General features: G+C 44.1%; 14 protein-coding genes. 13 read left to right on the top strand and 1 reads right to left on the bottom strand.

Annotation, left to right across the window (positions count from 1 at the left end):
* The first annotated feature begins 1 nt into the window (after position 1).
* From DQX04_RS03195 to DQX04_RS03160, 7 genes are all read left to right on the top strand, one after another.
* Positions 2-718 carry an SAF domain-containing protein gene (locus DQX04_RS03195; RefSeq protein ID WP_111914361.1) on the top strand — a complete coding sequence of 239 codons (717 nt, stop codon included), beginning with the start codon at positions 2-4 and terminating at the stop codon, positions 716-718.
* Between the two features lie 2 nt (positions 719-720).
* A complete protein-coding gene (locus DQX04_RS03190; protein WP_111914359.1) occupies positions 721-1935 on the top strand; it encodes a pilus assembly protein N-terminal domain-containing protein in 1215 nt (404 codons plus the stop codon).
* 14 nt (positions 1936-1949) lie between these two features.
* On the top strand, positions 1950-3197 hold the full coding sequence (locus DQX04_RS03185; RefSeq protein ID WP_111914357.1) for a CpaF family protein: 1248 nt from the start codon (positions 1950-1952) through the stop codon (positions 3195-3197).
* A gap of 137 nt (positions 3198-3334) precedes the next feature.
* Positions 3335-4051 (top strand): type II secretion system F family protein, encoded by a 717-nt coding sequence (locus DQX04_RS03180; protein ID WP_165831928.1) that lies wholly within the window; start codon positions 3335-3337, stop codon positions 4049-4051.
* Positions 4048-4839, top strand: coding sequence for a type II secretion system F family protein (locus DQX04_RS03175; RefSeq protein WP_126266332.1), 792 nt, complete (start codon positions 4048-4050; stop codon positions 4837-4839). The genes DQX04_RS03180 and DQX04_RS03175 overlap by 4 nt, the downstream gene beginning before the upstream one ends.
* A 295-nt stretch (positions 4840-5134) precedes the next feature.
* Complete coding sequence (locus tag DQX04_RS03165) at positions 5135-5632, top strand: M48 family metallopeptidase (protein WP_111914349.1); 498 nt, start codon at positions 5135-5137, stop codon at positions 5630-5632.
* A gap of 8 nt (positions 5633-5640) precedes the next feature.
* A complete protein-coding gene (locus DQX04_RS03160) occupies positions 5641-7134 on the top strand; it encodes a hypothetical protein (RefSeq protein WP_132327469.1) in 1494 nt (497 codons plus the stop codon).
* On the opposite strand, the gene smpB is transcribed toward DQX04_RS03160, so the two are convergent.
* Positions 7131-7604: an SsrA-binding protein SmpB gene (smpB, locus tag DQX04_RS03155; protein WP_207801078.1), complete on the bottom strand. Its 474-nt coding sequence runs from the start codon at positions 7602-7604 to the stop codon at positions 7131-7133. The genes DQX04_RS03160 and smpB overlap by 4 nt on opposite strands.
* Positions 7605-7736: 132 nt before the next feature.
* Between smpB and DQX04_RS03150 the strand changes: the two genes are divergently transcribed.
* Genes DQX04_RS03150 through DQX04_RS03125 form a run of 6 tightly spaced genes read left to right on the top strand, consistent with a single transcriptional unit; the run spans position 7737 to position 12301 of the window.
* Positions 7737-8195, top strand: a complete 459-nt coding sequence (locus DQX04_RS03150) for a type II toxin-antitoxin system RatA family toxin (protein ID WP_111914345.1) — start codon at positions 7737-7739, stop codon at positions 8193-8195.
* On the top strand, positions 8179-8541 hold the full coding sequence (locus DQX04_RS03145; protein WP_207916199.1) for an RnfH family protein: 363 nt from the start codon (positions 8179-8181) through the stop codon (positions 8539-8541). Before DQX04_RS03150 ends, DQX04_RS03145 begins: the two co-directional genes overlap by 17 nt.
* Positions 8538-9023 carry a phosphohistidine phosphatase SixA gene (gene sixA, locus DQX04_RS03140; RefSeq protein WP_126266330.1) on the top strand — a complete coding sequence of 162 codons (486 nt, stop codon included), beginning with the start codon at positions 8538-8540 and terminating at the stop codon, positions 9021-9023. Before DQX04_RS03145 ends, sixA begins: the two co-directional genes overlap by 4 nt.
* 11 nt (positions 9024-9034) lie before the next feature.
* Positions 9035-9988 (top strand): 50S ribosomal protein L3 N(5)-glutamine methyltransferase, encoded by a 954-nt coding sequence (gene prmB, locus DQX04_RS03135; protein WP_111914339.1) that lies wholly within the window; start codon positions 9035-9037, stop codon positions 9986-9988.
* Positions 9989-10043: 55 nt separating this feature from the next.
* On the top strand, positions 10044-11129 hold the full coding sequence (gene aroC, locus DQX04_RS03130) for a chorismate synthase (protein ID WP_111914337.1): 1086 nt from the start codon (positions 10044-10046) through the stop codon (positions 11127-11129).
* Complete coding sequence (locus DQX04_RS03125; protein WP_111914335.1) at positions 11126-12301, top strand: MFS transporter; 1176 nt, start codon at positions 11126-11128, stop codon at positions 12299-12301. The genes aroC and DQX04_RS03125 overlap by 4 nt, the downstream gene beginning before the upstream one ends.
* Positions 12302-12372: the final 71 nt, after the last annotated feature.

The raw sequence follows: 12372 nt of genomic DNA, 5'->3' as shown, positions 1-12372 counted from the left end.
CATGAGCAAGAAGAAACTACTTGTAAATTTATTTATTCCCCTAATTTTGGCTGTCGTGTTTTCTGTCGTAGCGTTTGCGATGATGAGACTAGAGGTTGAGCGTCAGGTAAATGCTCGCCCGAGGCTACCTCCTTTACCCGTAGATAAGCGCGCAGTTTTAGTTCCTGTTCGAGACTTAGACGTTGGAGAAGTGGTTTCTAACGAAAACCTTGCGGTTAGAAGACTAGCTGTTGAAGCATTGCCGGTAGACACACTTGTGATAGGCAGTCTAGAAAATGTTACTGGTTATAAGACTAAGGTCGCTGTTTTTGCGGGAAAACCTCTTCAACGCATACATTTACAGGAAGGTGATAATGGATTTGTCGAGCATTTAGAAGAAAATTATTACCCATTTACTGTCGAAGCCGAGCCCGTATGGACTCACGATAGAGCTTTTCAACTCGGTGACTCGGTAAGCATTTATCAAAGAAAGGTAAATCTGTGGGAATTGTTGGTTTCCCAAGCTCCTATCATTAGGTTGTCACCACTGCATGTCGGTCAAAGTGAGCAGGAGTATGACTACGTCACATTTGGAGTTCCACAACGTCAATATGCGTTACTTAATGAGTTAAATCACCGCTCTGAATTGAAATTTGTCATCTCTAATGGACAGTCAGAACCTATTTTAAGGTCATTCACTGAACCTAGTCTCTTTGGCGTAGCTTACGGGGCGCGGTGAAGATGCGATTTCATATACTGGGTTTATCGCTTTATTCCTTTCTGACGCTTCTTTCAATTAAGTTATACGCTAATGAAAGAATGATACTCGAAGTGGGAGAGCAAGTTTCGATAGAACTGCCATTCAATCCAAGTCGAGTGGTGTCGAGTCAGCCAGAGCTTGCGGAAGCATTATTAAGCGATACCTTTCTTCATGTAAGAGGGCTTAGAGCTGGCTCTTTAAACATTACAGCTTGGAATGAAAATGCTACGGAGCGAGAGAAGGTAGAGTATGATTTTGTTATTTCTCCCCCAGAGAGAGCCATTTTAATTCATTTTCTAGATGTGATTTTAGCAGGCAGCAATGTAGAGCGGTTGCAAACACCTGAGAGTATTTGGTTATCAGGACGGCTTGAGGAAAAGACGTTTGAACAGGTAAGACAGCTTGCAAGTTCATTTCAAAGCTTGGATGTCTCACAATTAACAAAAATTGAGAAGCAGCCAGAAATGCTGATTTTTAATATTCAAGTTGCAGAGCTAAAAAAAAGCTCATTAACTCAGTACGGAGTGAACTGGAGCGATAGCGTAAATGGTCCGTCTGTATCTTTATTCACCCAGTTCTCCGAGAGCAATACCGGCAGAAGTGATGCTCTAACAAACTTGAATCTTGGATGGGATTTTTCACTATCTTCGATACTTAGCTTGCTTCAACAAAGAGGTGAAGCAAGGCTTTTAGCCTCTCCAACTATCCGGTCCTTGGAAAATGTTTGGAGTGAGTTCCATGCTGGAGGTGAAATTCCAGTGCCTGCTGCATCAAATGATGGTAACCCCAACATTAACTTTCATCCCTACGGAATTAAAATTAGGACGAAAGGAGAAATCGATGATCAGGGCGATATCAAAGTTTATGTTGATGCGGAAATGAGTAATTTGGACTCGGCAGTATCAATAAATGGTATCCCAGGTTTATTAACTCGCCGATCTCAGTCGGAAGTCGTGGTAGAGCCTAATGAAATTTTGATATTAGCGGGTATGAAAAGCCAAGAAAGCTTTCAGAGTAATAACAATACCCCTTTAGAGTGGCTAGGTGGCTCACAAGAGATTCGTAGTCAAATGACGGAGCTAGTTGTGTTTCTTCAGCCAAACATAGTCTCCTTGCAAGAAAACCGTGCGACCGAAACTGAACTAAGAACAAGACATCTTACAGAGCAACTTCAATTAGCGCAGTGTATTGAATAAATGGAGAGTTAGGCATGGATGCTTATGAACGAATTAAACAGTTAGCAATACGGCAATTGGATCAGAGTCATAATGTTCTAGAAGATATGGAGGAGAGCGCGGTTCGGAATTACCTGACCAACATGATTGATGGAGAAGTTCAAAGTACCTTTGATGAAGGTGGGTTTAATGGAGGATTTGAGCACCCTAGAGAAGTTGTTCGTACTTTACTAGACGATTTGTTGGGGCTTGGTCCTATTGACGATTTACTGAGAGATCAACAGGTTTCTGAAATTATGGTGAACCGGTTTGATACTGTGTTTGTTGAGCGTGGAGGGAAACTTAAGCGTTCACCAGTGAACCTCGAGAGTGAGCAGCGTGTTCGCCAGATCATTGATCGTATTGTTACTCCTCTAGGGCGGCGTATTGATGAGAGCTCCCCCATGGTGGATGCTCGTTTGGCTTGTGGCTCTCGTGTAAACGCGATTATACCTCCTCTCGCTGTTGACGGTAGTAGCCTAACTATTCGTAAATTTTCAAAAAAACAGTTAACCCTTGATGATTTAGTGCAAAGCGATAGCTGTTCAGCGGAACTCGCTGATATTTTACCCATTCTGGTAACGAGTAAATTTAATATTTTGGTAAGTGGAGGAACAGGAAGCGGGAAGACAACTTTACTGAATATATTGTCATCATTTATCCCCGGTGAAGAGCGCATTGTTACTGTGGAGGATGCGGCTGAATTACAGGTAAACCACAGTAACCTTGTTAGATTGGAGGCCAGACCTGCCAATCAAGAAGGTGAGGGCGAAGTTTCTATTCGTAAGTTGGTTGTTAACGCTCTTCGTATGCGTCCAGATAGAATCATTGTAGGTGAGTGCCGAGCTAGTGAAAGCTTAGACATGTTGCAAGCTATGAATACTGGTCACTGTGGCTCTATGACCACAATACACGCAAATACATGCAGAGATGCGCTGAGGAGATTGGAAACTTTAGTGCTTATGTCTGGAATGGAGTTACCGATTAATGCGATTCGTCAGCAAATGACTAGCGCTATTCACTTTGTACTGCAAGTTTCAAGAACATCAGAGGGAAAGAGAAGAATTGAGTCATTGTGTGAGGTTCAGGGATCTGAATCGAACACAATACAGCTCGCAGAACTGTTCAAACGTGATCCGGTAAGTCAAAAACTTATCCCTACTGGTGAAGTCTCTTTGTTGACCCAAGTTTTACCTGAGAGTTATAAAGCGCGAATTATCTCAGCCACAATGGGCGCAGACTAATTCTAGCCGCTGCGATAATGATAAGTATTGGCTTAGTGACATACACGCTGTATTCGGCGTGCAAAGCTGCGTTGAGCGATTATTTTATGGCGTTAGAAAACCGATACGAGGAACAGATACAGCAGGGGTTAGTGGAATTGTTTCTATTTATACCCGCACGGCAATTCTTGTTTATCTGTATGTCATTAGCTGGTTTTTTAGCAATACTATGCTGGTTATTAACCCAAAGCTTGGCTTTAACGTTTAGTTTTTTTCTGATTAGTTTTATTTTTCCTCCAGTCCTTTTAAAACGCCTTAAAAATACTCGTGTATCGAAACTGGTTAAGCAACTTCCCGATGCAAGTATCATGTTAGGTAATCATGTTTCATCTGGAGGCTCATTAAATAGCGCTTTTGACTTTGTTGCAGCTAATGCCGAGTATCCTTTAAGCCAAGAATTAGGGTTAGTAATGAGGCGTGTACGGTTAGGGTGGAAGCTCAATGAAGCTTTGCAAAGAATGGCCGCAAATCTTGAAAATGAACAACTGGAAAGATGGGTGTGCATGTTGACTCTTATATCCTCTTCTGGCGGGCAACTGGCAAAAATTCTTGAATTACTGGCAAACAACATGCGCTTGCGCAGTCGCTTGCAAGACCGGGTAAGAAGCCTTTCGGCGCAAGGTAATATGCAAGGCAAAGTGATGTCGGGTCTTCCATTTTTATTGTTTTTGGCGCTTTACATGATTGAGTCGGAAGCGATCACCATTCTCATAAACAGCACATTTGGAGCTTTACTTATGGGAACCGTTATTTTCTTGGTTGTTACAGGACAGCTTTGGATGAGAAAATTATTGAATGTCAGGGTTCCGTTGTGATTTATATATCGCTCACTCTGTGTATTGTTATTAGTGCGTTTTATTGGTCATTGCGCTACTTGTTGACGCATGGGGTTATTATTAGGCGCTATTTAAATTCTATTGCGGCATACCTATTTGAGAGGCTACCCAAATCGAGTAAAGGCGCATTACTGTTTCCCATGCGCTTAGCTGGATACAGTCAAGAATATGTACAACTAAGAACCACTTTACTCGTGCTGTGTTTCTTTTTGCTGGCACCACTCAACTTTTTTCTAATGAATCCCTTTTTCTTTGTGGCCAGCGCCATCGTTTTATTGTGGCTTTTAAAGCCTTTTTTAAATGCGTCTCGAAAAGCGAAATCGAGAAGAAAAGAAGCTGTATATCAGTTACCGCATGTACTTGATGGTCTTGCGTTACTATCTATAGCGGGTTTTCCCATTGCCACTGCATTGCAGAGGGTGCTGAGGGATATAAGGTCGGGTCCTTTAACGGAAGAGTTGAAGCTAGCTATGAGCCGTCTGAAGACAGGGTACTCTTACTCTCAAGCGATTGAGTCTGTTTACTTAACTTTACCGTGCCCGCAAATTAGAATCTTTATAAACTTACTGAAGCAGTCGGCTCTTCAGGGAAGTGGTGTACATGCTCTCATGACAGAGCAATCTAGAATTAATCGTGAAAATATCGAGTTTGAAATAGAAAAAGTCGCGCAAGAAACGCCTGTAAGGCTTCTTGCCCCGCTCGCATTACTGATCTTTCCCGCTACCTTACTGCCATTTGTTGGTCTGATTTGGGTGAAGATGCAATGAAGCAGTTGTGTGAAGAATATGGCATAGAGAAATTATGGCGCCCCATGTCATTTTGGCATCGAGCATTAGGTTGGATGGTAAAACCGAACCAGTGTGATGCATTGTATTTACCGAAGTGTAAATCAATACACACAATGTTTATGTTTGAATCGATCGATTTGATTTGGCTGGATCATAACGGACGCGCACTTCAGCAGCATAAAGCAGTGAGGCCTTGGTCCGTTAGAACTTGCTGGAACGCTTATGGAGTCATCGAAAAGCGGACAGCTGTAAGCTCTTAAACAAGGACGTAAAAATGAATAAAAATCGATTCCCCGCGTACATGGGGTTTGTACTATCGCTGAGTTTATTGACAGGATGTGAACTTACCGGCTTTGCTCAGTCTACCTGGTCTCCAATTAAACGTTCCGAGTTAGAGTTAAGAGCTAGTCAGGCAATGAATCGTGGGGACTATTTAACAGCGGAAAGCGACCTAAGAAAGCTTTCGCGTAACTACCCAGAAGACTTTCAGTATCAACTAGAACTTGGCTATTTATATCTTCGAACGGGTGAGTATATGAAAGCACATGGGTTGATATATGGCGTAACTCAGCAAATTCCAAAGAATATACAAGCGTGGGAGTTACTCGGACTAGTACAGCTGCGCCTCGCAACCGCGTCATTTATTGAGTCTCAAACATTAGCTTCATCGAACAAGAATAATCAAATTATAGAATGGCTATTCGAACTTCAAACAGGGCAAAACTTTCCTCAATTAGACGAAACAAAAACCACCTTACCGGGTTCTGACTAAACATGGGCATGAAAGGAGGAGCAGGTTATTTTATTCCTATTGCTTTGGCTATTCTTGGGTTGGTGAGTGCAACATTAACTACCGCCATGTTGATTAATGCGGTTAAAACTGCGGAGACTCAACGTAGCTATGCTCTCCAACAGATCCATGAGGTTCGGATGCATCTTCTCAGGCTATATTGGAGTAAATCAAAAACTCAGAGTTTCAATCAATGGGTTGAGAGTAATGGTGTAGTAAAGGCACTCGCCAGTTTAGGAGAAATAGCTACACGCGTAGAGGTATTAGAAAAGCCATTACGTTTAAATATTGCCTTTCTGCGAGCATCGATGGCACAAGAAGTTTCTAAAGTACTTGTGGATGTGTCTCTGGATAACTCTACTGTATCACTGTTGCTGCCAGAGTCCTTTGATATCGTGGGCAGTCGAATTGCTACTAGGGGAGCTCACAATACGAACGGAAATCTACAAATGCGCGCCTCTTTAGAATTTGAAGAACACAATATACAGCAGAGTAACGATGTAAGTGTAACTGATCTACATGCCGAGACTGCAACGAGTGATTCCGCAGATTCTGTTGCGTTGAGCACCGATACTCTAATTGGGAGACATGGGGATATTTCTGAGCTGGACTTTCAGGATATACAAAGCAGTTCTGGAATTCTTGGAAATACAAATATAGGTGCCGCCAGTATGAATGAGGTTAGTTCAGCACAACTGTTAACTGAATCAGCTGATGTAAAGGGGCTCGTCTCCGTAGAAAGTTGGTCAGAAGAACTTAACGCAACTGAAGTTAAGGCTTCGGAAGTCGTCATTCGCAACAATCTTGTTCTGTCTGGTGATGCTAACACGCGATTTTTAGAGGCATTTTATCGCTTAGAAGAATTACAGACTAGCGTAACTCGCTGTGTACAGGTGAGTTTATGGTGTCTAGCCGCAGAGCCTCCCAAACTCAGTAATTACTCTTGTGAAGGGTGCAGTGTGGAGCAAATAGATAAACAATTTAGTGCTACGCTCCATATGCATATCGAGTCATGTATTCATGGCTGTAGTATTCAAGCTCAAGCTTCAAATGGCGCAGAAGTGATGTGTGACAAGAACAATATCCCGCCTCATGAGTTTGGTGATCTTGTTTGCTGGGTAAGCCATGAGCTAACTACTGAGGGGGAATATAATTCGGAAGTTGTGATTTCGGCGAGAAACTTAAAAAGTACCAGTGTCTCCACTTATTTGGTGGCACAAATGGAATGGATAAAACTTCCAGAACATAACAACGAGTGTGCTGGCTATGCGTATTTTCACCCGATATATAACTCTACGCCCCAAATGTTTGCCAATTTTGTGATACCCACTATTCCGTTGAATGAAGTTCATACAGATATCGTTTCAGGACGAGAGTGTGAGATGCTCAACCCTGCAAGTTTCTATAATTGCAGGATTGAACAAAAGTGCGGTTCCGATGGAAACTGGCTTCCTGTGAATGCAAATTGCATTTGCGAAACTTAACGAACCTCGTGCTTCAGCATCCGCTCTTTCTGGCGTGCCCAGTCGCGGTCTTTAATGGTGTCGCGCTTGTCGTGAGACTTCTTACCTTTAGCAAGGTAAATTTCAAGCTTCACCCAGCACTTCTTCCAATACATAGCGGTGGCGACAATAGAGTAGCCTTCGCGTTCAGACTTGCCGATAAGGGTACTTAATTCGCGCTTTTTCATAAGCAGCTTGCGTGTACGCTCTGGGTCGCACACTACATGGCTTGATGCGCTGTTGAGTGGCTGAATGCGAGAACCAATCAGAAAGGCTTCGCCGTTGCGCAACAGAATATAACTGTCGGCAATGTTTACTTTACCTGCGCGGATGCTTTTTACTTCCCAACCTTGAAGCTCGATTCCGGCCTCGAACTTGTCCTCTAAAAAATACTCGTGGCGGGCTTTTTTATTGAGGGCGATGGTACTACTGGAATTCTTTTTTGATTTCATGCGCCTATTATACCTTTTCAGGCGTTGCATGAAAGGAAAAAGAATTGGTTTTTGACGGTAGCAGGCAAGGGCAGTACACGTTAAAATGTGCGCCATTTTGAAAAACTGAACTTCTAATAAAGAGGTTGCGCAATGCCGCAAGTGGAACGCAGCGCTTTAGTGCACTATAGCTGCGAACAAATGTTTGACTTGGTGAACGACATAACCGCTTACCCAGAGTTTGTGCCTGGTTGTGTGGGTGCGCGTTTATTAAGCTCGAACGACGTTCATGGTAACCAGGTTATAGAAGCCGAGCTTTCCATTAGTAAGGCGGGCATTCAGCAAACATTTGCCACGCGAAATACGTTGCATCCGCACCATACGGTAGACATGCAATTGCTGAATGGGCCTTTCAAGTCTTTGCAGGGGGGGTGGAAGTTCGAACCGCTTTCAGACGACGCTTGTAAAGTTATCTTGCAACTCGATTTTGAGTTTTCCAGTAAGTTACTTCACTTTGCCTTTGCAAAGGTTTTTAATGAGGTAACAAGCCGAATGGTAGACGCGTTCGCAAAACGCGCAAAACAGGTATATGGCAGTGGCGGAACTCGTTAATGTTGAAGTGGTGTATGGCACACCAGAAAAACAGAAAATTGTTTCTACGCAAGTTCCTGAAGGAACCACAGTGGAAAAAACAATTGAGCTTTCTCAAATTGATAAGTTTTTTCCTGAGTTCGAGGTAAGTGCCGACCGTGTGGGTATATGGAACCGCACTTGTAAGCTTACCGACACGGTAAAAAATGGCGACAGAGTTGAAATATACCGACCGTTAATTGCCGATCCAAAAGAAATACGCCGTCGCCGCGCAGAGCGTGCGAAAGAAGAAGGGCGCGCCGACAAAGTAACCGGTGGTCGGCCAGACAAACAACGTAGTGAATCGAAGTCGAGTAGTACATCGTGAAGTTATATATTATGCGTCATGGCGAAGCCGAGCCTCCTGTAATGCGCCCATATCCAGGTGCAGACGCGAATAGGGTATTAACAGATTGTGGCCATGCTGAAGCAGAAACTGCGGCGCAGTGGTTGAAGAAGCATGAGAAGGGTATTGATTTAGCTATTGTGAGCCCGTATTCGCGTGCTCGGCAAACCTACGACCATGTTGCTGAGCAAATTCCTGTAGAAGTCACTGAGATTAGTACCGAGATTACACCAGACGGTGACCCTGAAATGTTTGCTGGCGCTTTGTTAGCAAGGTTGCAAATTGAGCCTGCAGAGTCGGTGCTGGTGGTGTCTCACATGCCTTTTGTGTGCTATTTGGTGCATTATTTAGATACCGCAGTGCAAGCGCCTTTGTTTCCAACTGCCGGTATTGCCGTTTTAGATGTAGAGCCTTTAGCCATGAGTGGTGCTCTGAAGTCGTTTTATAAGAATCAAGATGAATAGGAGCTTGCGCCATGGGCGAGAAGCACGAGCACGAAAAGAATACTGAAAGCAAAAAAATAGAGCTAGGCAAAGGTTTAAAAACAATCGCCGACTGGCAGCGCTATATTGCGACTAAGCTTCACCATGAAGACGTTTGGTTTGGCCATGGGGCTGAGAGTGGCTGGGAAGAAGCTAATTTACTTCTTTCTGAAGTGACCTGTTTACCGTTTGAGGCGTTGTCTGAATATGGCAACTGTCGTTTAGCGAAAGAAGAACGAAAGCATTTAGCAAAAATGCTTGAGCGCCGGCTATACGACCGTGTTCCAGCGGCTTACTTAGTGCATAAAGCATGGTTTGCGGGATTGCCGTTTTACGTAGACGAGCGCGTTCTTGTTCCTCGTTCACCCATTGGTGAACTGATTACGAAACAATTCTCGCCTTGGTTAACGCAAGAGCCAATGCGCATTCTCGACTTGTGTACGGGTTCTGGCTGTATTGCTATCGCATGTGCCGCGGCATTCCCTGAAACATACATCGACGCGAGCGATATTTCAGAAGACGCATTAGCAGTAGCTCAAATGAATGTTGCCGAGTACGACTTACATGAACAAGTTACGCTTATTCAGTCGGACGGATTTACAGACATACCTGCACAAAGTTATGACTTAATTGTCACTAATCCGCCTTATGTAGATGCTGAAGACATGGATGACTTGCCGCAAGAGTATCACCACGAGCCGGAATTAGGCTTAGCGGCTGGCGAAGACGGATTAGATCTTGTGAAGAATATTTTGCTCGACGCTCCACAGTATTTGAGCGAGCAAGGTATGCTGATATGTGAAGTGGGCAACAGTGAAGTTCATGTAGCAGAGCGTTGGCCGGAACTACCGCTAACTTGGTTAGCATTTGAAAACGGTGGTACTGGTGTTTTCCTTGCCTACCGTAATGACTTGGTTCAGTTTAAAGACCATATACAAAGCCGTTAAGCAGTGCTCTGTTAAGTACTGATAGCACAAAACTGATTTATTGAAGGGGTCTGTGATGCCTGGCAGTAGTTTGGGAACCATTTTCAAAGTTACAACCAGCGGCGAAAGTCATGGGCCTGCTTTAATGGCCATTGTCGACGGTTGTCCTCCAGGCTTAACTTTAAGCGAAGCCGATATTCAAAAGGAACTAGACTTAAGGAAGCCGGGCGGAAATCGGTACACCACGCCACGCCAAGAAGCTGACCAAGTGAAAATTCTTTCTGGTGTGTTTGAAGGTAAAACTACTGGAACGCCGATAGGTTTACTGATTGAAAATACCGATCAGCGTAGCCGCGACTACTCCAATATTAAAGACCTATACCGACCAGGACATGCCGACTATACGTACGACCAAAAATTTGGCTTTAGAGATTACCGCGGTGGCGGGCGCTCATCCGCTCGAGAAACAGCGATGCGTGTTGCCGCTGGTGCAATTGCCAAAAAATGGTTGTCACAACAAGGCATAAGCATTGAAGCCGCCATGGTACAAATGGGGCATATTCAAGCAGAGAAGCTAGACTTAGAGTTAGCGAAAACCAATGCTTTCTTTTTTCCAGACGACACTAAATTAGATGCGTTAGACCAACTGATCCGCGACTTAAAAAAGGAAGGTGACTCAATTGGTGCTCGTATTCGGGTGCAGGCAAAAGGGTTACCACCTGGTCTTGGTGAACCTGTCTTTGACAGGCTAGAAGCAGATTTAGCAAAGGCATTAATGAGCATTAATGCAGTTAAAGCTGTTTCCATAGGAGACGGTTTTGAAGTTGTCACTCAAAAAGGCAGTGAGCACCGAGACGAAATTACTCCCGAAGGTTTTAAAAGTAACCGAAGTGGCGGAGTGTTAGGGGGCATTAGTACGGGCCAGCCTGTTGTTGCCGACATAGCGTTGAAGCCAACTTCTAGTATTAAAACTGCGGGGCAAACGATTACTAATCAGGGTGAGCCTACTGAGGTTTCAACTGGCGGTAGGCACGACCCTTGTGTTGGAATTCGTGCTGTTCCTATAGCCGAAGCCATGATGGCTTTGGTGGTTATTGACCATTTCTTACTGCAACGTGCTCAAAATGGTGATGTAACACCAACAACTTTCCGGGTTCCATGAAGGCTTTTCGATTATTAGGTTTTGCCTATTTTGGGTACTTTGGCGTACTTGCGCTTCTTGTGCCGTATTTGGGTGTTTTTCTCGACGCGTTAGGCTTTAATTCGAAGGAGATAGGCGAACTTATAGCCTACGCTACGCTGTGCAGAATTATTGGTCCACCTCTCTGGGCAACATACACCGACCGAACAGGCAAGCGCCTGCCCATTATGCGGTTTGCAGTGCTTATTTCTTTAGTCTTCTTAAGCGTGCTCTATTTTGCGGAAAGTTACATTCAGGTTGCTTTTGTACTTGGTGGTATGAGCTTATTTTGGTCGGCTATTTTGCCACAGCTTGAAGTGGTTACTTTAAATACCCTGGGCGACCAACACCAGCGCTACAGTAAAATAAGGTTAGGCGGCAGTATTGGTTTTATTATTGTTGCGCTAGTTGCCGCTGAACTCATGGCATGGGGTGGTAAAACCTCGTTTCCGTTACTCGCAGCCTTGTTGCTTCTACCGCTTGCCGTTGTCGTGTTTTTGCTTCGAGAACCAAATATAAAACCGGTAGAAACCTCGGAAATTGACACGGAATCGCTTTGGACAGCGGTTTTTTCTCGCCCGTTCATCATGTTTATGGCGTCTAGCATTCTATTGCAACTTAGTTTTGCACCGTTTTATGCGTTCTTCGCGCTTTATTTAGGCCAGCTAGGTTACGACCCAACCGCAGTAGGAATAATCATTGCACTAGGCGTTGCAGCCGAAGTGGTTATGTTTGCAGTAGCTGGCAGAATTGTTGGGCGGTTTAGAGTGTCGAGAATTTTGGCATTGTGCATGGGGTTAACCGCAATACGTTGGTGGGCATTAGCTTCTTTTGCCGACATTCTTGTTTTACTTGTCTTAGTACAACTTATTCATGCATTTAGCTTCGCGTTGCACCACAGCACTGCAATGAGGTTTATTCATAGGCACTTCCAACAGAAACACCAAGGTAGGGGGCAAGCTATTTATGTCAGTGTTGGCTTTGCCGGCGGCGGGGCTATTGGTGCATATATTTCAGGTATTTTGTGGCAAGACGGCGCAGGAGCCGATTTAACGTATTTAGCTGCATCTATTTCTGCATTTTTAGGCATGCTAGCTGCGTTCGGTGTGGCTCGCCCTAAACATGAGCGACTACAAAATTCGACCAACCACTGAACTTTACGACTGATAACTCCCTAGTAACTAGAGTCTGTGGCTTATATTGGTAATAATCGAAGCATCTACTT

It is taken from the genome of Aliidiomarina sp. B3213 (assembly GCF_003290085.1).
Lineage (GTDB): Bacteria > Pseudomonadota > Gammaproteobacteria > Enterobacterales > Alteromonadaceae > Aliidiomarina.
This window is presented reverse-complemented; position numbering and strand designations above follow the sequence as displayed.

Excerpts from the sequence above, each read along its gene's own strand:
- smpB (WP_207801078.1), bottom strand. The coding sequence starts at position 7,604 with ATGAAATCAAAAAAGAATTCCAGTAGTACCATCGCCCTCAATAAAAAA.
- DQX04_RS03195 (WP_111914361.1), top strand. The coding sequence starts at position 2 with ATGAGCAAGAAGAAACTACTTGTAAATTTATTTATTCCCCTAATTTTG.
- DQX04_RS03190 (WP_111914359.1), top strand. The coding sequence starts at position 721 with ATGCGATTTCATATACTGGGTTTATCGCTTTATTCCTTTCTGACGCTT.
- DQX04_RS03165 (WP_111914349.1), top strand. The coding sequence starts at position 5,135 with ATGAATAAAAATCGATTCCCCGCGTACATGGGGTTTGTACTATCGCTG.
- DQX04_RS03160 (WP_132327469.1), top strand. The coding sequence starts at position 5,641 with ATGAAAGGAGGAGCAGGTTATTTTATTCCTATTGCTTTGGCTATTCTT.
- DQX04_RS03185 (WP_111914357.1), top strand. The coding sequence starts at position 1,950 with ATGGATGCTTATGAACGAATTAAACAGTTAGCAATACGGCAATTGGAT.
- DQX04_RS03150 (WP_111914345.1), top strand. The coding sequence starts at position 7,737 with ATGCCGCAAGTGGAACGCAGCGCTTTAGTGCACTATAGCTGCGAACAA.
- DQX04_RS03125 (WP_111914335.1), top strand. The coding sequence starts at position 11,126 with ATGAAGGCTTTTCGATTATTAGGTTTTGCCTATTTTGGGTACTTTGGC.
- prmB (WP_111914339.1), top strand. The coding sequence starts at position 9,035 with ATGGGCGAGAAGCACGAGCACGAAAAGAATACTGAAAGCAAAAAAATA.
- aroC (WP_111914337.1), top strand. The coding sequence starts at position 10,044 with ATGCCTGGCAGTAGTTTGGGAACCATTTTCAAAGTTACAACCAGCGGC.